The 20,751-nt window shown below is 61.2% G+C and carries 14 protein-coding genes; 4 read left to right on the top strand and 10 right to left on the bottom strand.

The annotated features are described in order from the left end of the window. The first annotated feature begins 532 nt into the window (after positions 1 to 532). Entirely contained in the window at positions 533 to 1,087 is a 555-nt protein-coding gene (locus N688_RS11400; RefSeq protein ID WP_052889393.1) for a hypothetical protein, read from the top strand. A 125-nt stretch (positions 1,088 to 1,212) separates the two neighbouring features. Here N688_RS11400 and N688_RS11395 read toward each other — a convergent pair whose 3' ends face one another. Next, positions 1,213 to 2,001 carry an ABC transporter permease gene (locus N688_RS11395; RefSeq protein ID WP_052889392.1) on the bottom strand — a complete coding sequence of 263 codons (789 nt, stop codon included), beginning with the start codon at positions 1,999 to 2,001 and terminating at the stop codon, positions 1,213 to 1,215. Next, positions 2,002 to 2,763, bottom strand: a complete 762-nt coding sequence (locus N688_RS11390; protein WP_052889391.1) for an ABC transporter ATP-binding protein — start codon at positions 2,761 to 2,763, stop codon at positions 2,002 to 2,004. 246 nt (positions 2,764 to 3,009) lie between these two features. Between N688_RS11390 and N688_RS11385 the strand changes: the two genes are divergently transcribed. Beyond that, entirely contained in the window at positions 3,010 to 4,116 is a 1,107-nt protein-coding gene (locus N688_RS11385; RefSeq protein ID WP_081838755.1) for a MarR family winged helix-turn-helix transcriptional regulator, read from the top strand. A 194-nt stretch (positions 4,117 to 4,310) separates the two neighbouring features. Here the strand turns inward: N688_RS11385 and N688_RS23790 are convergent, their stop codons facing one another. From N688_RS23790 to N688_RS11375, 3 genes are all read right to left on the bottom strand, one after another. Further along, a complete protein-coding gene (locus N688_RS23790) occupies positions 4,311 to 4,442 on the bottom strand; it encodes a hypothetical protein (protein ID WP_272945039.1) in 132 nt (43 codons plus the stop codon). 156 nt (positions 4,443 to 4,598) lie between these two features. After that, a complete protein-coding gene (locus N688_RS23565; RefSeq protein ID WP_052889389.1) occupies positions 4,599 to 5,210 on the bottom strand; it encodes a hypothetical protein in 612 nt (203 codons plus the stop codon). Next, positions 5,207 to 9,913 carry a caspase family protein gene (locus N688_RS11375; protein WP_052889388.1) on the bottom strand — a complete coding sequence of 1,569 codons (4,707 nt, stop codon included), beginning with the start codon at positions 9,911 to 9,913 and terminating at the stop codon, positions 5,207 to 5,209. Before N688_RS11375 ends, N688_RS23565 begins: the two co-directional genes overlap by 4 nt. Before the next feature lie 939 nt (positions 9,914 to 10,852). Between N688_RS11375 and N688_RS11370 the strand changes: the two genes are divergently transcribed. Then, positions 10,853 to 11,797: a class I SAM-dependent methyltransferase gene (locus N688_RS11370; protein ID WP_052889387.1), complete on the top strand. Its 945-nt coding sequence runs from the start codon at positions 10,853 to 10,855 to the stop codon at positions 11,795 to 11,797. A gap of 376 nt (positions 11,798 to 12,173) precedes the next feature. On the opposite strand, the gene N688_RS11360 is transcribed toward N688_RS11370, so the two are convergent. Next, the gene (locus tag N688_RS11360) at positions 12,174 to 12,491 is read right to left on the bottom strand and encodes a MerR family transcriptional regulator (protein ID WP_052889385.1); all 318 of its coding nucleotides are present in this window, start codon (positions 12,489 to 12,491) and stop codon (positions 12,174 to 12,176) included. Positions 12,492 to 12,728: 237 nt separating this feature from the next. Here N688_RS11360 and N688_RS11355 point away from each other — a divergent pair, with 237 nt between their 5' ends. Beyond that, the gene (locus N688_RS11355) at positions 12,729 to 14,702 is read left to right on the top strand and encodes a serine/threonine-protein kinase (RefSeq protein WP_052889384.1); all 1,974 of its coding nucleotides are present in this window, start codon (positions 12,729 to 12,731) and stop codon (positions 14,700 to 14,702) included. 85 nt (positions 14,703 to 14,787) lie between these two features. Here the strand turns inward: N688_RS11355 and N688_RS11350 are convergent, their stop codons facing one another. The 4 genes from N688_RS11350 to N688_RS11335 form a co-directional block, all read right to left on the bottom strand. After that, entirely contained in the window at positions 14,788 to 16,194 is a 1,407-nt protein-coding gene (locus tag N688_RS11350; protein WP_052889383.1) for an ABC transporter ATP-binding protein, read from the bottom strand. Positions 16,195 to 16,281: 87 nt separating this feature from the next. Next, positions 16,282 to 18,072, bottom strand: a complete 1,791-nt coding sequence (locus tag N688_RS11345; protein ID WP_081838751.1) for an ABC transporter permease — start codon at positions 18,070 to 18,072, stop codon at positions 16,282 to 16,284. 1,036 nt (positions 18,073 to 19,108) lie between these two features. After that, complete coding sequence (locus N688_RS11340; protein ID WP_052889381.1) at positions 19,109 to 20,098, bottom strand: hypothetical protein; 990 nt, start codon at positions 20,096 to 20,098, stop codon at positions 19,109 to 19,111. 33 nt (positions 20,099 to 20,131) lie between these two features. Continuing rightward, on the bottom strand, positions 20,132 to 20,626 hold the full coding sequence (locus N688_RS11335; protein WP_052889380.1) for a DinB family protein: 495 nt from the start codon (positions 20,624 to 20,626) through the stop codon (positions 20,132 to 20,134). Positions 20,627 to 20,751: the final 125 nt, after the last annotated feature.

The raw sequence follows: 20,751 nt of genomic DNA, 5'->3' as shown, positions 1-20,751 counted from the left end.
GTCATGAAAGGGTGCTCTATACTTCGTGCTCCCACCCAGCCAGCCTGAACTGCTCGCAAAGCTCTTCTACATGTTTTGTACGCATTGTAGAAGCGACAACAAGCGCTGTCAAGGGGCAGAGAAGGACGCCTCCCTGTTTTATGCCCAGCGAGAGGGTTGCTGCGTGCTCAGTAGCCTGTGACGTCGCCTGTGAGCTGGCCCAGCCCACTGTTCCTTCCCCGAAGCCGTTTGCTCCAACAGAAGAGGAGCCGGCGGTCTCCCCTCCTGCAGGGCACCGTCTCGAGGCTGCTGGGGCTGGTAGAACGCTTCCTGCGCCGCTTCCTGCAGCGGTCCCGCTCCTCGCTTTCAGCCCAGGCTCTGGCGCAGCTGCGCCAGGGTCCCCCACTCCTGCGACGCCTGGGACGGGCTGTGCGCTTCCAGCCCCAACGCGAGGGGCTGAATTGACGAACACGCAGCGTGACTCTCCGCTTCCTCTCTGTGCCGCTTGCCTCTCTCTCGAGAGCATGCTGGAAGAAAGGAGATTCCTGGCGTCATGAGTCAGACGGTGCTGGCGGTGCACCTCCCCGACGAGGGCGGCCCCGCCGAAGCTGGAACCATCAGCTGCGAAGCGATTCTCGAAGCCTGGCAAGCCATCGAGCAGGCCCTCATTCAGCTCGAGCACCTGCCGCACGGGCTGGCCTGGCAGGTCCTGCTTGCTCCCTTTGGGCTGCAGGTCTGCCCCGCCAGTTTGCTGGCACCAGCTGCCTCAGTCCCATCCCAGCACGATCCCTGCACTCCGTCCCCCCGGCAGCGGGCAGCGGAGAGAACGGCCATGCCGCTTCGTGACCAGGACACCCGCTTCGCCATCGCCCTGGACCTGCTCTTTGTCGACGCCACCCGCCAGCAGCTCGTCCTGCATGGCGAGCAACTGCACTGGGTAGCGCTAGCCGCTACTGGCCTGCTGCACGCGCGGCGCGAGGAACTCGCCATCGAAAGCCCCCGGAGCCTGCCGTACCTGGCAGATCTGGGAACGCATCAGCTAACATGCCCGACCTCGATCGGTTCTGGTGCAGAGACCACCCCCCACATGTGCACTCAGGCGAACTGATCAGCACAGCCACTCAGCAGGCACTGTGCAGGCTGCAGCAACAGAGAGGCTCGCGAGAGGTGGCCAGAAGAAGATGACAGACAGACGAACGGACAGGCAGAGTAGAACACCCTCAGCAGGACAGCCTATGACACACGCTTTTTGTAGACCCTCAGCGCCAAGAAGGAGGCCACCAACAGCATACCGACGCACCAGGCCAGCGCAATCCAGATCTCATGAGGGGCAGGCTCCCCAGCCAGTAAGGCGCGGATCGTATTGACGATCGCCGTCATTGGCTGATTCTCGGCGAAGGCGCGCACGACCGGCGGCATCGAGCGGGTGGGCACAAACGCCGAACTGATAAACGGCAGGAAGATCAGCGGATAGGCAAAGGCGGCAGCACCATCGATCGAGCGAGCCGTCAATCCCGGGATCACCGCCAGCCAGGTGAAGGCCAGCGTCACCAGGGCCAGCATGGCAACAACGGCCAGCCAGGGCAGCAGGCCTGCCGACGAACGGAAGCCCATCAGGAGCGCAACAAGCATGATCACCAGCAGAGAAATCGCGTTGAAGACCAGCGAGGCCAGCACATGGCCCCATAGCAGGGTGGAGGAGGCAATCGGCATGGAGCGAAAGCGCTCCATGATCCCCCGCTGCACATCGGTGAATAAACGCAAAGAGGTATAGGAGGTCCCGCTTGCAATCGCTACTAAAAAGATTCCTGGCAATACGTAATTGACATAGTTGCCTGCCCCGCTTTGGATAGCGCCCCCGAACACATACACAAACAGGAGCATGAGCCCGATCGGCGTAATCGTTGCCGTGATGATCGTGTCCATACTGCGGAAGATATGCCGCAAGGACCGACCAAGCATCACACTCAGATCGCTAAAAAAGTGGTGCTGTGCAGCATCTTGCTTCTGTATCATTTCCATCTAACAGCTCTCCTTTTTGCCAATAATGGCGAGAAAGATCTCTTCCAGCGTTGGTTGTTTCTCCACATATTCGACCCGAGCCGCGGGAAAGAGCTGTTTCAGCTCCCTGAGTGTGCCGCTGGCGATGATTTTGCCCTGGTGGAGAATGGCGATATGATCGGCCAGCTGTTCTGCCTCATCCAGGTACTGCGTCGTTAAGAAGACGGTCCTTCCTCCTTCAGCCAGCTCCTTGACCACTTTCCATACTTCCAGGCGACCCTCTGGGTCAAGCCCGGTCGTTGGTTCGTCAAGGAACATGATTGGAGGTCTGCCCGCCAGACTCATGGCCAGGTCCAGTCGGCGACGCATGCCTCCTGAATAGGTCGCCACCCGGCGGTTGGCCGCTTCGCTGAGGCCGAAGCGCGCCAGCAACTCGTCGGCCACCTGGCGCGGCTGTTGGAGATGCCGCAGTCGGGCGATCATCATCAGGTTTTCTCGCCCGGTCAACAGCTCATCAACAGCGGCAAACTGCCCGGTCAGACTGATGGATTGCCGCACCTGGGCTGGCTGGGACACGACGTCAAAGCCGCCGACGATGGCTGTGCCCCTGTCAGGTCTCAAAAGCGTACTGAGGATCTTGATGAGCGTCGTCTTGCCTGCCCCATTGGAGCCAAGCAGAGCGAAAATGCGCCCCGGCTCGACAGCGAACTCTACGCCTTGCAAGACTGCGAGCTGCCCATATGCTTTGTGGAGATCTGTCACGCGAATGGCGATGTCTGTCATGCGATCCTCCTCTTTGGGGTAGCAGCGTGATCTTCCCCAAACAAGGGACGACACTGGGAGCCGCCGCCGTAAGCTGACCCACTATGGCCCTTGCGCCTTAGCATGACAGGGAAGATCTGCCTATGGTATACTTGACTACTGACCTAATCAGTGGTCATTCTCACACTTTTAAGAACGAGTCACTGAGTTGTCAAAAATTTAGGTGACTCAGTCAGATAAATAGAAGATACCACGGAGGAACCGACCGTGTCAAGCGGCTCTCAGGGAAAGCGTGTGGAGATGCTCGCGGCCCTCAAGCGCGAATTGAGGAAGAGCAGCAGTTTTGGCGCCTCTTTCTTCCGGGTGGCCGCCACACAGACAGGCTTAGCGGCTGACACAGACATCCAGGTCCTGGACCTGCTCGATCTGACCGGTGAAGCTTCTGCGGGTCAGCTAGCCGAGCTGACGGGCATGACCAGTGGGGCCATTGCGAAGGTTCTCAACCGTCTGGAGGCCTCCGGGCTGGTGCAACGGGAACGGGACAAGAGCGATGGGCGCAGAGTCATTGTCCGGCTTGCCCAAGGTCAGGAGGCGCTGGATAAGGTTCGCGCTATCCTGGCCTCACTTGAAGAGACCTGGGATGATGTCGTCTCGAGTTATGGCGAGGAAGAGCTTGCTCTCCTCTTCGCGTTTCTCCAGCGCAGCAACACCCTGGCTCGTCAGAGACTGGCCGAGTTGCAGACAGTGGCGACAGTGGCGCCGGACGAGAGAAACGTCTTCTCTGCCCCCCTGGATGATCTTTCATGTGGCCGACTGGTTGTTAGCTCTGCCGGTATCCGGCTGGTCTTACGGACGGAGGAAGGCCTGACTGACCTCTATCAGGCCCGTTTTGAGGGAGCGGTGCCCACAGTAACGGTTCAAGACGGCGTGGTGACGATCCGCTATCCGCGACGCTTTCTGATTTTGACGGGGGAGCAGCGTCAGGCAGTCATCACGCTGAATCGCGCCATCCCCTGGCAGATCGCGGTCCAGAGCGGGGGGTCAGACATCATTGCCGATTTGGGGGATCTGGAACTGACCTCCTGCGAGATCAGGGGAGTCGGCAGCAGAATCCACGTGGAGCTTCCTGTGCCCTCGGGAGTGATTCCTGTCCGGCTGGGTGGAGGAGGGGCAGAGATGGTGGTGCGACGGCCTGCTGGCATTGCCATCCAGGTGCATCTCAAAGGTTGGGGGTCTGCCTGTACCGTTGACGGCCAGACTCATTTCGGTAACAACCTGTGGCTGCAAAGCGCCGGCTTTGATCCGACAGCTCCCTGTTATTACAGCCTCGAGGTGGTCAGCTCTGGAGGCATGGTCACGATCACCTCTCATTGAGGCTTTTTTTCTGCTCGCCTTGCTGGTGATGGAAGGCTGGTTCTTCTCGCTTAGGTGGACACTGAGCCGGCTGCCGCCTGGCTGGGCGAGCCAATGATCAGCGGTCGTCGGATATAGTCACGTTGGGGGCGAAATGGGGGTAGGGGTGGTAATTCGGGAGAAAGTCAAGGACTATCCCTTTGACTTCGGGATTATCAATCAATGATGACCTTCTTGAGATAGTCCAGAACGAGGTCCTGGAGATCGCGCGCCGCGCCCTCTCGACCTAGCGCCTGGCAGATGAGGACGCCATCCATGCGGTGCGGATGCTGCGTAGCATGGTCCACGGCTTCGCTACCCTGGAGCGCGGCGGCTTCGGCCTTGCCCTGAATCTCGAAGAGGCCTTTTATCGCCTCCTCAATCGAGGCTACCTCATGGCGTTGGGCCTGGCTCGAGAGTGGTCAGCCAGGGCCTTTCTTCTGCCAGCTGACGGAGGGATCAGCTCAGCGGCCTTTGCGCCTCCGGCGTGGGGGAACCGAGGCCGTGATGGTGAGCTTGTTTGGCTGCTTTGGAGGCTTGCCGGATCTGGCTCGATCGCGGGCGAGCGCTGCCTGCAGCTTTTTAGCGAGCTGCAGCGCCGCCTTGGCCTGCTCAAGATCTGTTGCCTCCAGCGTCAGGCGGGCGCCTTGCAGCTCGATCGTCCAGCTGAGTGCTCGCTCCTGGCTGACCCCCTGACCAACGAGCCTGGCATGGTGCTCGCGCAGGCGTTTAAGGACGGGCAGCAGCTTCTCGAAGAGGGTGACGAGGGCGCTCAGGTCGGCCAGCCCTTCGGCGATAGCGGCATGGCGCTGCCAGACGGCGCCAGCCACCTGCTGCAGGATCAGCCAGGCTTCGGTGAAGAAGTCGGGCGTTCCCTTCTGGCCGGTGGGGGCAGGAGGGTAGAGGACAAAGCCTTCTTGCTGGAGGTTGGTCGCCAGCTCGTGGTGAAGGGCGGTGAGCAGGGCGAGATCGGCGGCTCCCTCTGCTCCAGGGGCGGGCACCAGTTCGAACAAGACCTGCAGCCGCTCAGAGGGTTGCATCTGATCGGGGAGAGAAGACGGTTGCTGCTCGCTCATACAGATTCACTGCTCCTTGCTCGTAGAAGTGAGAGGGAAACAGGACCTGACGCGCCACCTTGCAAGAAAGCATCGGCCCAGCAGATGGCGTCATAGAGAGCTGATCCCAGCTTGGGATATCTGGTCAAGAGGGGGAAAGCGGCGGGGAGGTACCAGACTGCCTCGTTCAGTCTCATGTCGCGCAACCAGGCGTGTTGAATGAGGCGGATAGCCTCAGCCTCGTGACCGTAGCTGATCAGTACCCTGGTCAGGCGGGTCAAGGACTTGGCTTCCTCCCACCTTGCGGGAAGGACGATAAGCATCCGTGCAACCTCTTGCAAGCACTGCTCAGTCTCTTGCCCTTGCCGGGCATTGGCCAGCGCTTCGATCAACGCAGTCAGAGCTACGGCTTTCTCTGAGCTGTCTTCAGGAAGAGAGGCGATGATACGTTGAGCATCCTGCCAACGTTCTGCTGTGGCCAGGGAAGCTGCCAGCTGGCTGAGCGCCTGCATTTTCCTCGGGCTGTCTCCTTGATCGGACATGACGGCAATGAGCTGCTCGCTCTGCAACCAGCACTGTTCGGCCTCTTTCCAGCGTTGTATCGTTGCGCATGCCGTGGCAAGCTCTGTTAGGACTTTCACTTTGTCGCTATCCTCGGCAAGTAGAGTGACGAGCCGTTGGGCCTGGACCCAGCACTGTTCGGCGTCCTGCCAACGCTGGGCCTTGGCCAGGGCCTTGCCCAGCGCTATGAGTGCCATAGCTTTCCGCCAGTCGTGCTCGGGAAGAGAGGCGATGACCCGCTCTGCCTCTAACCAGCGTTGAGTTCCTATAAATGCTTCGGCCAGGCTGCTGAGCGGCTGAACCTTCCTCCAGCTATCCTCCTCATCAGGAATGGCGGTGATGAGCTGTTCAGCTTGCTGCCAGCACTTTAGAGCCTCCTGCTGACGCTGGGCCTTGGCCAGGGCCTTGCCCAGTGCTATGAGCGCCTCAGCTTTCCGCCAGTCGTGCTCGGGAAGAGAGGCGATGACCCGCTCTGCCTCTAACCAGCGTTGGGCGTGCGCTAACGCTTCACTCAAGCGGCTCCGTGCCGCTATCTTCTCATCGTCTAGGGAGGAGATCAGGAGTTCAGCCTGGGCCCAGCACTGTTCAGCGTCCTGCCAGCGCTGGGCTCTCATCAGTGTCCTGGCCAGTTGGACGTAAACTTCTGCTTTGCTCCAGTTGTCAAGGGTATAGGATGCGACGGCTCTTTCCGCTTGCTGCCAGCACTGTTCGGCCTCTTCCCAGCGCTGCACGCTGATCAGCGCATTGCTCAGTTCAGTCAGAGCTTCTGCCTTGTCGATAGGGGAGACAGCAATGAGCCGTTCGGCCTGGGCCCAGCACTGTTTGGCTTCTTGCCAACGTTCTGTCTCCGCCAGTGCTTTGGCGAGTTCTGCAAGCACCTCCACCCTGTCACTGCCATCGGACAGGATTGTGACGAGCCGTTGGGCCTGGACCCAGCACTGTTCGGCGTCCTGCCAACGCTGGGCCTTGGCCAGGGCCTTGCCCAGCGCTATGAGTGCCATAGCCTTCCGCCAGTCATGCTCGGGAAGAGAGGCGATGACCCGCTCTGCCTCTAACCAGCGTTGAGTTCCTATAAATGCTTCGGCCAGGCTGCTGAGCGGCTGAACCTTCCTCCAGCTATCTTTCTCATCAGGAATGGCGGTGATGAGCTGTTCAGCTTGCTGCCAGCACTGCTCGGCTTGCTCCCAGCATTGTGCACCCGCCAGAGCTTCTCCTAGTTTGATCAGCGCATCCACGCGGTTCCAATCCTGATCAGCGAAGGAGGCAATAAGTCGTTCCGCCTCTTGCCAGCAGCGCTCGGCCTGCTGCTGTCGTAGTGACCACTTTGCCAGCGCTTCACCCAGGCTGATCAGGGTCCACACTTTCTCCCTGGTGTTAGAGTGCGAGGAGCTAAGCCGTTCGGCCTGGAGCCAGCATTGCTCGGCTTGCTGTGGCCGCGTTGCCGCCAGAGCTTTCCCCAGCCGCACCAGCATAGTCGCTTTCTCTGCATCTTCAGACAGACTAGCGATCACCCGCTCCGCCTCCTGCCAGCAGCGCTCCGCCTCCTGTGGTAGCTCTGCCTTCGCCAGCACCTCGCCCAGCCGAATGAACAAGTTCGCTTTGTCCCACCCATCCGCCAGCAGCGCAATCGCCTGCTCTGCTCGCCGGTAGAGCTGTCGTCTCTCGTCACGGCGTTCCGGCTGCCTCAGCAACCACTCGGACAGGTCGATCAGCAGGTCCGCCCGTCGCTCCTGCTCCGTGAGCAGCTCCACCAGCCCCAACGCCTTCGCCTCCTGTCCCAACTGGCACAACAGTACAAACGCCGCATCGGGATAGGCATCCGCCCGACTCCCCAGGCTGCAGCGTAGCAGCGTGTAGCCCCACAGCCGCGGCAGCTGCTCCAGTTGCTCCTCCAGCGTCTCCCCTGCTTCCGCCGCCGCTCGCCGCCCCAGATCCAGATCGCGCGCGTAGTCGCGCATGCTCGGGTCTGCCTGCACCTTCGCCCGCCCATAGCTTCCCTCGTCCAGCACCGCAAAGAGCCGCTCCCACTCTCCCGCCTCGTAGAGATGGCGTACGTAGTGCCGCTGTCCGTACTGCCTCCGGTAGCGCTCACGCTTCTCCCTGGCCCCGTCTTGCCAGAGCCGGGCCAGTCTCCCCTGCTCGCACCAGGCCGCCAATACCCCATGCCAGCGCCGTTCCTCCTCCTCATCAAACAGCCCCTCCGGCTCCTTCTGCGGTCCGTCTGCCTCTCCCGGCCCGCCTCGCAGATAGTCGCGAAACTTCAGATGAAAGAGGGTATAGCCTCCCTGCTGATCCTGCATTACCAGTCCACCTAACCGTCGCAGTCCCTGCCGCACCTCATCCAGGTCAATCGTCTCACCCCTGGCGAGCGCCAGCAGCTGCCGGAGCGCTGCGATCGGGAGCGGCTCCTGCGCCACCAGCAAGATCCCCAGCAGCGGCTTGATCACCCGGTGCCACCGTGCTGGCTCTCCCCGCAGCCGATCCAGCGCCAGCGTAAACAATTGCTCCGGGTCGCTGCTCAGGCGCGCGATCAGGGCCTCCACCTCCGCTGGTGCCTGCCCACGCCGGGTCGCCAGCTCCCTGGCCAGGAGATCCAGAAAGAGGGCGTGCCCATCCAGCACCTCATACGACTGTTCCTCTAGATCGGCAGAGAGATCTACCTGCCGCTGCTGCAGCAGCTCTGCAAAATCGGCCAGGGAGAGCCGCGGTAGCCGATACTCCCGCCGTGGCTTGCACAGCTCCAACGGACGCAGCGTGTCGTTGGGGCGCGTGCCCAGCACGAAGACGATCCCGGGTGGCGGATTGGCTGGACCCTGCGGCAGAAAACTCAGATCCCGCCAGCCGCTCTGCGGATCAGGCTGCAGCTGGTCCAGCCCATCGATAAAGATGACTTCCTGCTCCCCACGCCGCGCGATCTCCTGCAGGACCGTCACCAGCGCCTCACTCAGCGTCGTGCGACTCTCCCCCGCCAGCCACCAGGCCGGCAGCTCATACTTGAGGACCAGGCGCGCCAGCAGCGCTTTCAGTAAGGTCACCTGATAGTCTGAGGGAGGCACCAGCGGAATGAAGTGGAAGGCCACCCGCTCCTCGCCTCCCTGCGCTCGGGCCCGCTCTTCGATCAGCCTGGCCATCAGGCAGCTCTTGCCCTGCCCAGCCTCCCCAGTGATGGTCACATAGCCCCCTGTGGGCAGCAACTCCTCTACCAGGCGCCAGACCGCCTCTTGCTCGGTCCGTCGCCCCACGCAGCTGCGCCGGCGATCCTCGTAGAAGCCATCGCGACGCTGCATCAGCGACAGCAGCCGCTGTCGCTCCTCATCCTCTGCCCGAGATCGTCGCCGCGCCTGAGCCAGCTGTGGATGGCGCGCCAGCACCAGATCATCGCCGGCCCCGTAGAAGCGCGGTGGCTGCTCCCGGAGCGTCTGCGCCAGGGAGGCAAAGGCCCGCGCGAAGGTCACCCTCCCCTGGGCATCCGCTGCCTCCGGTACCTCGCCCCGCAGGAGCTTGAGCAGCTGCCCCGTCAGTAGCCCATGCCCGTCCTGCTCTCTGGCCGCTTCCAGACCGGTCGCCGTCAACGCCAACCGCACGCCACCCGCCGGCGCCGGACTGCGCTCGCCTGGCTCCCCAAAGTAGTAGCTCAGGCGCCGCTGCAGTTCGTCCCAAGAGGGATCGGGCGCGCTCTCTGCAAACTTACCCCCATAGCAACAGTCCAGGATGAGCAGCAGCTGAGCTGCCCGCTCATGCTCAAAGAGCACCTGCCGCAGCCAGCGAAACGAGAGGTGGGCCTGCGGATCGACCATCAGATCAGCAGGATCAAAGTCCGCCGTCACCAGATAGACCTCATCCAGGTCGGCTTCGCGCGGCAGAGCTTCGGCATGGCCGCTAAAGAAGACCAGCCCGAAATCGCCCGCCTGCAGCTCGCGGGCCAGTTGCACTACGGCCTTGCGAACCTGCGCCGAGGTGGCCTGCGCACCCAACACCGGGGGAACCACCAGCGTGAAGCCACAGCAGTCCTGTGCCAAGACTTCCGCCATGCCGCAGGCATCGGCCTCTGCATAGGCCAGCGGCGCTCGGTAAGCCGCCGGGGGCCCATTGACCCCGATAACCAGCGCCAGCCTTTGGCCTGAGCCGGCCATAGCAAACGCAGGAGAGGACGGTGTGGACATTGTGAGCGACGGCCTCCCTCCCGGCATATCAGTGCAAACCAGCCAGCAGCATCGTCTCTGTCGCGAGCCATCTCACTCCTGGGGTTCAGGAAGAGAGCGGCGCATCTATCAAGAGTATACGCCAGAACAGGCCAATTGTGTATCTCTTCTGTGTCCTCATCAAATGAAAGAAGAAATAGAAGAAATAAAAGAAGACCTACCCTGGCCAGGAAGCATGGACAGGCCAGCTTGCTCGTCTCTGCCAGTAGAGCAGGGATTGCTAGCCGCTACTAAGAAGGCGCTCGTCTTCCTGCCGCATTTATCCATGCCTGGCCCGGGCACTCATAGACAGATACTGCTCGCCACGAGGAGCCGTTACCTTCCTGGATAACCCTGGGCGGGATCACACTTTACCCTTCCGCCGGCTTCTCATCTGCAATCCTGCCTGAACCTGGACATAGATCGAAGATGGTCGATTTTGGGGAAGCATCGAATCAGCTTGACTGGCGCGGCTCCAGATGCTCCCCTACAGGGAGTACCATCAGAATCAGCCAGGTTGCCCGTCTGGGCCTGAAAGAAAGAGGCAGATCAGCGACCTCCACCCCAAAGCACAGCCGGCGGGATCAGCCACGACTGAGAGAGCGCGTGAGGAGAGGAAAGGGTGGAGTGGACTCCTCCAACCGCAAAGATGAGCCGTTCGCAGAGCGTGGCAGTGTGAGAGCTGATACGTTTCAAGAGCAGAGCCAGAAAACCCGCTCGCTCCAGCCTGGCCTGCCGGAGCTGTTTTGCATTAAAAATCCATAAAAATCGAACGATCAGACGTGATCGCCAGCGCGGCTCATTGACATCTCCTTCCTCTTCCCCTAGACTGGACAGCGTTCGATCTCCATGCTGCGCTCACTGCCTCATACTCACATAGCTCTCAGACAGAGCGGGACCACATGCCAAGGAGGTAGCTGTATGCCCTGGTGGTTTTTCAGACGCAAGAGTCCAGCGGTGCCCTCTAACAGTGCTCCGCCGGGCTCTGACACTCCTGAAGCAGCCCGATCCCTTCGTCGGACCAACGCGGTCACTTCTCCAGACAACGTCGATGGCGACCAGCGCCGCTATCTTGATGAGCAGCCCTATCTACTCCCCAAGGATCTACAGGAAGTTAACCGTCTCGACTTTCAACACTACGTCCTGCGCGCTGTTCTGCACCGCAACTACCTGGCTCCCATCCAGGCACCGCGTCAGATCCTTGATGTTGGCTGTGGCACTGGACAATGGGCCTCAGAGCTGGCGCGTGAGTTCCCCCAGGCGAACGTGATCGGTCTAGATGTTGAGGAAGCCAAGCAACAGACAGCTCCCCCACCTAATTACCGCTTTGTCAAAGGGGATGTGCTGAAAGGCTTGCCCTTCCCAGATCACTCCTTCGATTTCGTCCATCAGCGCTTCTTGTGGACGGCTCTGCCGCTGGCGGCCTGGCCCCGCGTGGTCCAGGAGTTGGCACGGGTGACCGCTCCTGGCGGCTGGATTGAACTGCTGGAGCCTGGCCTGGAAGCAGCGCCTATGGGACCAACCCATCGGCAGCTGGATGCCATGATTAAGGAACTGGCGGCGCTCAGGGGGCTGGATGGAGAGGGAACAGTCACTGCTTCGCTGGATCGTTACCTCTGGGAGGCTGGCTTGTCACAGGTGCAGCGACAAGTGATCCAGGTTCCTTTCGGAGACTGGGGTGGGCGCATCGGCTCCTTGCTCGCCCTGGACTTCCGCGAGTTCGCCCTGGCCCTGAGCGGGGTGGCGACGAAACGCTTTCAGTTGAGTCCACAGCAGTATCAAGCGCTTCTCCAGACCATGCTCCAAGAATGCAATCAGCTACAGACAACCTATCAGTTTGTCGCGGCCTATGGACAAAAACAGTGATTCCACCCGTACCTCGGAGCAGAAGTCTGCTGCGCGAGCATCTCGCCTTCGCAGCGGTGCGAAGCTCACCAGGGATCACCCAGGAGAGCACGCTCACCGCTGCTGTCACTCGCAGTCGTCCCGTGCAGTGCGACTGAGGGAAGCCCATCCAAGTCCCTCAAGAGGAACCAGGGACCTCCTCACCGTGCCTCTCTGGCAGAGAAAAGACTCATGCTTGGACGGGGCCGTCGCCCGATGAGAAGGCGGCCTGGCCTCCTGCATCTGCTGGCGGACCTGCTCCATCCGCGCCGCAAAAGCTGGATCGTGTTGCTCGGCAGGGAGCCTGGACGTGAAAACGATCTCGTGTCCGTCGGGGTCGCGGGCGAGCACATCGAGCCTATTCCAGGGCGTCGCGTAGGGCCCCTCGATCGTCCCCTCGCCTACTGCCCGGGCCGTTGCCGCCAAAGGCACGTTGTTGCCGCAGATCAGCGAGGGGGTCGGTCGCTGGCGCTGAGAGCAGCGCTTTGGTCTGGCGCAGCGAGAAGCCAAGCTGGCGATAGCAGAGAATACGTTGTAGACGACGCTCCAGGTCCTGGCTGGAGTACAGGCGGTGGCCAGCTTCTGAGTGAGCGCTGGGATGCAACAAACCGATACGATCGTAGTGGTGCAGGGTGCGCGCGCTGACGCGGGCCAGCCGGGCGAGCTGCCCGATCATATAGTCCACTGACGAAGCAGAATACGAAGCTGCCCGCCTGCAAGGCGTTGTTCACGGCAGGTGGGCGTGAACAGAGGAGCATCTGCTAGCCATCATAAATGGCTAACTCTCTCCTCCACATCTTACGTGTTTTCCCCGCTCTGTGCTATACTGTCCCTGTATGCCGACTCCGCAGCCTGCGACTTGCTTATAGGCTTGAACAGTATGACCTCTGTTGCTTGAAAGGAGAGCTGCCTGATGCTCCCGGATCTCTCCGGTCAATCTCTCGATCGCTATCAGCTCGTCCGTCTGCTCGGTGCCGGCAGTTTCGGTCAGGTCTATCTTGCCGAGGACCAGCGCCGCCCCTCTTCCGTCCCTGTGGCCCTCAAGCTCCTCACCTCCTGCCCGCTTTCCTCAGCCGACCTGCCTGCCTTCCTCAACGAGGCCCGCACCCTGCTGCGCCTGCGCCATGCTTATATCCTGCCCTTGCTCGATCTCGGTTTCGACCCCAAGCATTCGCTTCCCTTCCTGGTGATGGCCTACACCCCCAGTGGCTCCCTACGCCAGCGCCTTTCCCGCGGCTCGCGTCTACCCTTGTCCACCGTCCTGCGTGCTGTCAGCCAGCTCGCTTCCGCGCTGCAGTATGCCCATCAGGCCGGAGTTATTCACGGCGATCTCAAGCCCGACAATGTCTTGCTCGATGCGGCGGGCCGCCTCCTGCTCAGCGACTTCGGCATCGGACTCCTGGCCATCCGCTTCTCTGCGGCCCCCAAGCCCGACGCCGAAGCAGAAGGCATCGCCGCCTACATGGCTCCAGAGCAGTTTGTCGGGCAGCCGCAGCAGGCCAGCGATCAGTATGCGCTGGCCATTATGGCCTATGAATGGCTCTGTGGAACTCCCCCATTCCGCGGAACCTACCCCGAGCTAGCCATGCACCATCAACACACGCCGCCGCCGTCCCTGCGCGAGCACACCCCGAAGTTGCCCCCGGCGGTGGAAGCAGTGATCTTGCGCGCTCTGGCCAAAGAGCCTGCAGAGCGCTTTCCCTCCGTCGAGGCCTTTGCTGCGGCCCTCAAGCAGGCTGTCGCTCACCAGCAGAGCCTTGACCTGTCACAGGCCATCTCTGCCTCTGATGCCATCGCCTATCGCTACCGTGGTGCTCTGCATGAAAAGCAGGGCGACGCCGAGCAGGCCCTGGCTGACTATACCGAGGCCATTCGCCGCGACCCCACTGATGGCTCCGTCTATTATAGCCGTGGCCTCCTCTACGCCGAACGAGGCGACGTCGAGCGGGCCTTCGCCGACTACAACGAGGCCATTCGCCTCGATCCCACCCTGGCCGTCGCTTATGTCAGCCGAGCCGACCTCGATGTCAAGCAAGGTAACTTCGAGCGGGCCCTGACCGACTACAGCGAAGCTATCCGTCTCGATCCCACCCTGGCCGTCGCCTATACTAACCGCGGCCTGGCCCATGACTACCTGGGCAAGCTTGAGCAGGCCCTGGCCGACTATAACGAGGCCCTGCGTCTCGATCCTGCCTACACCGCCGCTTATATCAATCGTGGCATCCTCTACGCCAAGCGGGGCGAGGTCGAGCGAGCCTTCGCTGACTACAGCGAGGCCATCCGCCTCGATCCCTCCTTTGCCCGCATCTACTGCAACCGGGCCAATCTCTATGTCAGGCAGGGCGACGTCGAGCGGGCCCTGGCCGATTATAACGAGGCCCTGCGCCTCGATCCTACCTATGCCATCGCCTACTACAACCGTGGTAGTCTCTACGAGCGGCAGGGTAACATTGAGCGCGCCCTCGCCGACTATACCGAGGCCATCCGGTTCAATCCCACCTTTGTCCTTGCCTACTACAACCGTGGCAACTGCAACTACCGCCTGGGTAACGTCGAGCACGCCCTGGCCGACTACAGTGAAGCTATCCGCCTCGATCCCACTTTCGCCGCTGCATACAACAACCGTGGTGCTCTTTACGAGCGGCAGGGCGAGGTCGAGCGGGCCCTGGCCGACTACAGCGAAGCTATCCGCCTCGATCCTCTCGACCTCGATCCCACCGCCTTCGCCGTCTACTACAACCGCGGTCGCCTTCATCAGAAGCAGGGTAACCTTTCCCAGGCCCTGGCCGATTTCACCACAGCCCTGCGCCTCAATCCTACCAATCCGGTGCTTCAACAGGCGCTGAACGAGGTCCAGCAGGCTATCGATGGAGAAGGGCGGAACTGATTCTGATTGCTACGCGGACTGGCTGGTTACAGGAGGAGCACGTCGGTAGCAGACGGGAGCTGTTGGTGTAGGCTCCCTGACAACCTCATTGCTCCCGTGTGCCACCGGCGGCCTCAGCGGCCAGGTCTTCTCTTTCCGCATCCGTTTCCAGCGCAAAGATCCCCGCTTCTTCCTGGTAAGTAAAGATTTCAGCGTAGCGCCCCCACTCGATGAGCGTTTGCAGCTGGGCCTCTGCCTCTCCCTCACTGAAATGCTCGCGCAAGCGCTCGAGGTAGCGCTCCTTATCCATCCGCTGCTCGGGTGCTGCTGCCAGGTCTTCCGCGATGCGACACAGCAGTGCCACGCGTGCTAGCGCCTGCTGGCGGAAGAGTTGCTTCTCCTTCTGGAGATCGGCCTCGGCGAGCTGCTGGCCCACCTCCGTCAGAACCAGATCCCCCGCTTCCGGGCGGGCCAGTTGGAGCAAAGCGGCGGCATCGACCAGCGGGAGCAGCTCATCTAGCTCCAGCTGCAGCTCGCGACCCAACTCGGCCAGGTCGGCCCGGCTCCCGCGGGCCTGGACTAGCTCCAGCAAGCCGATGATATCGGCTGGTGCAACGTGGGGCAGCATTTGATAGGGGCGTGACGGGCGGCGCTGCCCCCGTCGTACCAGTGCGGGCTCCTCCTCCAGCAAGGCAGCCCCATCCTCATCCGGGCTTGTCATCAGTCGATAGATCAGATCCACCAGCTGTAGATAGGCGGGGCTATGTGGCTCCCGCCTCCCACGGGGCAATCCCCGAATCTCCGCGCGGATGTGGCCGGGGTCGGCCCCCAGGATCAGCAAGCGATCGGCCATGCTCACAGCCTCATCGATATTGTGGGTGACCAGCAGCATGGCACGCGTTGGAATACTTGCCTGGTACCAGAGCTGCAGCAGCTCGCGGCGTAGATTGGCAGCGGTGAGCACATCGAGCGCGCTGAAAGGCTCATCCAGCAAGAGCAGCTCTGGTTCGACCACCAACGCGCGGGCAAAGCCGACGCGCTGCCTCATCCCGCCCGACAGCTCTTTGGGATAGGCTTCCTCGAAGCCATCCAGCCCAATCTTATCGATAATCGCCAGAGCGCGCTTCAAGCGCTGCAGGCGGGGAAGCCCCAGGGCCTCCAGTCCCAGCTCAACATTCTGGAGCACGGTCAGCCAGGGGAAGAGGGCAAAGCTCTGGAACACCATCGCGCACGAAGGAGTAGGACCCTGCAGTGGCTGGCCATGCACATAGACCGCTCCCTGTGTTGGACGGATCAACCCCGCCAGGATGCGCAGCAACGTGGACTTTCCCGATCCCGAGGGCCCCAGCAGGGCTACCAACTCACCAGAGCGGATCTGCAGCGAGATCGCTTCCAGCACGACCGGAGCGTGTCCTCCCCGTCTCTGCTCTCCCCGCCCCTGGTACAGATGAGTAACCTGCTGGGCCTCCAGGATCACCGAGCCGTTCGCCTCAATCGTCTGTCTCTGAGCCATTGTGTTCCTCCTTTTGTCCTTTCATCTCATGCTAAGGAATCGGGGGCCTTTCATCGCAGTCTGCCTGGCCTTCCACGAGAGATGGTGCTAGGCCAGGCGATAGCGCCGCTCGGCCAGCTGGTAGAGCCGCCGCCACACAAGTCGATTGAACAGGACAACTACAGCAGCCATGAGCAGCGTACCTGCCAATAGCACCGGATAATTGCCGGCCCCAGCCGCTGCGGCAATTTCGGCGCCCAGCCCAAAGGTGTGCAGCGTTTGGCCATGAAACTGCACCAGCTCGGAGACGATGCTGGCGTTCCAGGCACCCCCGCTGGCGGTAAGTAACCCAGTCACCAGGAAAGGAAAGAGCGCGGGTAAAATCAGCGTGCGCCAGCGGCGCCAGCCAGTCACGCCGAAGAGGGCGGCAGCCTCCAACAAATCGCGAGGGATGGCCATCGCCCCGGCAATCACATTGAAGAGCACATACCACTGGGTTCCCAACAGCATGAGCAGGATCGCAGCCAACGAGAGGCTGCCCGGCAGAGCTACCAGAAGAGCCAGCAGCGCCGGGAAGAGGGCTGTGGCCGGGATCGAGGCAACGATCTGGACCAGCGGCTGCAGGCGGCGTGACCAACGGGGTGAAAGGCCAATTGCCACGCCAACGGGAACTGTCCACAGCGTGCCGATCGCCAGAGCGCTCAGCGTACGGAGCCAGGTCGCTCCGGCAGCCAGCACCAGGCGTCCCCATGTCACAGGTGGCACCTGCATTAGCAATAACCCTCCTTGCCAGCCGATCCAGAGCGCTAGCAATACGAGTAAGCCCAGGAACAGCACGCCCACGCCGCGCCGTGTCCAGTGGAGAAGCTGATCTCGACGGGCCTGCTCCACTGCGGACAGGCATGCTGACCTGTCCTCCGGCTGTGGTTGCAGGCGGTTGAGCAACCAGGCCAGTCCCTCCCCGAGCGGCTGGCCCAGGTGCTTCCACAGCCAGCGCACGGTTGGCGAGCCTCGAAGCAGATCGAGCACCAGCGAGCGCGGCGGAGCCGTCTCCGCCTGCTCTTCGACCTTAAAGCGTTCGACCCAGGCCACCAGAGGGCGCCAGAGGCAAACATCAAGCAGGACAATCATGCCGACCAGCGTGAGCAGCCCAAGAGCGAGCGCCTGCGCATCGCCTCGGTCAGCGGCGAGCTGCAGATAGGAGCCCAGGCCGGGCAGCCGGAAGGAGCGTTCTCCTAATGAAAATTGCTCGGAGGCCATTAGAAAGAACCAGCCGCCGGCCCAGCTCATCATACTGTTCCAGACCAGGCCAATGACCGAGGCCGCCAGTTCAAGCTTCAAAAAGCGCTGCCAGGGTCTCAGGCGCAATAAACGACAGACATCTATGAGATCGCGAGGCAGTGTTAAAACAGAATGGTAGAAGCTAAAGGTCATATTCCAGGCCTGGCTCGTAAAGATGAGCAGGATGCTGGCCAGTTCCAGCCCAATATTGCTGTGGGGAAAAGCCACGACCAGGGCCAGCACCACTGCCGGGAGAAAGGAGAGAATGGGAATACTCTGGAGCAGGTCAAGCAGCGGGATCAGAACGCGCTCGGCCTGACGATTGGTAGCGGCCACATGGCCATAGAGCAAGGTGAACAGCAGCGCCAGACCGTATGCCAACAGCATGCGCAGCAGTGAATAGCCGGCATAGAGGGGCAGCGCCAGCGGCGAAAGCGAGAGAGCCACCAGCGGGGTGAGTGGAGCCGCCCAGCGTGAGGCAGCCAGCACGAGCAAGGCGCAGAGCAGCAGCAGGAAGCCTCCTCCCAGGATCAAGTCCCGTAGCCAGAGCCAACGATGACCTCCTGACTCTGACGGGCCCCGTCGCTGCTGTGGTAAGGAATGAAGCATACGAGCCATGATGTCTCTCCGGTGCCGGTGAAAATTGGCCAGGATGATCGATCGTGTCCATCGCTGGACAGCCGACAAGCAGGCTGGCTTACGCAGGCCACCGGGAAGACAGAGGGGGTCGTCCGCATGTGGGCAAAGGCAAAGCTTCCCCGCCGGCAGTCACCGAGAACCTGCTTCGGCGGTGCCGCTCACAGCCCACAATGCGTGAGCCCAGAAAGATGACCTTCCAGAGGCAGAAGCAGAGCGTATGTGTATCCTCTGCAGCATCTAGCTCTAGCCGCAGATGCCCAGTGAGCGATGAAGAAAGGGAACAGCCAACTTCTGACCTGGAGCGCCTGGCGCACAAGGCTAGAAGGAAAGAGCTGCCTTCACGTTCAGACGATGAGAAAAGAACGAGGCGGGAAAAACAGTGGGGGAGAGACGAGAGGGAAGGTGAAAGAGTCGATAAACACAGGTGATCCTTCAGCCAGTCTTCCACCTCCCCTTCTCGTCAGCACCCACCTTTCTCGCGCCCAGGCAAACCGCTCTGCGCGACGGTGGCTCTGCGCATCTACTCGCCGGTTCCATAGATGGTCACAATCCTCCTCGACAATGACCCAGTTTGATGGCTGTTGCTCCCTCTCCTCTCACGATCGACCTTTGAGGTCAGGAGCTTCCAGGCGGATCAAACCAGAGGTTCTCTTTCTAGTGAAAACAATCTCTGCCGAGGATTATATGGCTGCCAGAGGAGGGTCGTCAAGGGGTTGGCCGATCATAAAGATTTTTGTCGGCTCCCTGGTAAGCCCTGCCAGGCACTTTCCATGATGGTGAGGCCGGGCGGACGCTCGGAGCTGATCACAGAATCGTTCATCTGTTATCGCTGCTGTCGACTTGCCCAGCCGCTCCGATGACGAGAAAGCCACTGTGAGGCAGACCGTGCCTGCTCTTTGCATCGAGCATCGGTCCCTCCCCTTTTCTTCACTAAAGAGTACGAGCCGCCCGTCTTGTATACAGGTGGCGTGGGAGCTGGCGAGAGAGGACGAGAGATGTAGAGGACAGCAGGCTCCTACACCGGCGTGGCGTCGTAGGCATTGCTGGCGCGAAGGCGAAAAGCCAGTACGCTGAGCATGACCATCATCACCAGTCCCAGCACCACGAGTCCCAGACGATCAACGGTGGTCTGAGTGAGGACAAGCGCCCCAAAGAGCGTGTGGGCAATGAGCGCCCCACTTGCCAGGGCCAGAAGATGAAGGTTGCTCCAATGCTGACTTCGTGCCCAGTGCTGTACCAGCCAGCCGACCGCTCCGGCCATGAGGACCGCGAGCAGCATCGGCAGCACTACCCAGGCTCCTGTGAACAACACCGGCAGAAAGTGTCTCAGCCAGATCAAGACAAACTGCCAGGCAAAGCCGCTGATCCCAGCTACCAGCAGGACGACCCAGGGCGAAGGGGCCTTCGCTGGCCGCGCTGCCTCGGGCCTGTTCCTGGGCAGCAGACGCAGCGCGGCCAGGACGAGCAGCGCTACGGCAAGCACGGCGAGAGCGAGCAGGGCAGGGGGAGCAAGGTAGTGTGTCGAGCGGAATAGGAAGAACCCGATCAGCGCGACCCCCAGAACATAGAATATGCCGGTAACGATAAGGCCAACCGTGCCCAGGTAAGGCTGTTGCCGTTGCGCTGGAAAGAGCAGGTCTGTCAGTAAGATAGGGATGGCGACACTCCAGACGGCATGATAGCCGACGGCCCAGAGGGCATAAACGCCATTGATGCCGAAGATGCGTGCTCCCCAGTCGGATGCGCCAAAGAGGGTGGGATGAAAAAACGATTGAATGGCAAGACCTTCCTCGACAATGCCGTAGGCGACGCCCAACAGCAGCACACTGGCCCATCCGCGGTCACTCCTGCGCACCACCTCGCGGATCAAGAGCGTCCCTGCTCCGTACATCGGCACCTGGCTGATGAGATAAGCGGCGCGGCTGATGGGGGTCGATCCCCATAGCAGTTCAGCGATCACCGGGGCCATCACAACCAGGGTGAGGACAGGGAAGAACCGACGCATACAGGTAACTCCTTCGCTGAAGCTCTCTTCTTCCTACAGATCGATCGCGGCCAGGCCATGCATGCCGAGCGAGAATGAGAGTTCTCCACCATGATGCAGATCATGTTCGAGCAAATGCCAGATGACCCACTGGCGCGTGAAAGTCTCTTCCTCACCAGTCTCCTCATCAACATCGTACAAGATCTCCTCTAAATCGGCGGACGTCCAGCGCTGGAGGGCTGCTTCAATCACCTTCCAGGTAGTTTCGAGGCCGTGGACGATTTCAGCAGCGGACCTGTCAGGCTGGCCGGGACGGTCCCACCGGCCAATGGCGATGAGTTGTTCATCTCCCTCCTTCAAGACCCAGTAGAGCCACCTGGCGCGCACGGCGACGATATGAGTCGCTATCTGGCCAATCGAGCGAAGATCACCTCCTGCAGAGAGCGCCAGTTGCTCAGCGGAAAGCGGAGCAATCGCACGAATGAGATGGTTCTGATAGACATCCCAGCCCTTGTAGAAGGGTGCAATCACGAATGGATGGTCCGTCATGGATAGTCCTCCTTTTTACCTAGAATGTTATACGTCCCATACGGCAATTGGTTCACCGCGCTATCGTCGCAAGTCATAGCACCGCTATCCTCCTATTTTACCGATCAGCAGTCGTGGCCTCGCGA

The sequence above is a fragment of the Thermogemmatispora carboxidivorans genome, assembly GCF_000702505.1.
Lineage (GTDB): Bacteria > Chloroflexota > Ktedonobacteria > Ktedonobacterales > Ktedonobacteraceae > Thermogemmatispora > Thermogemmatispora carboxidivorans.
The sequence above is the reverse complement of the archived record's forward strand: the minus strand, read 5'-3'. Positions and strand labels throughout refer to the sequence as shown.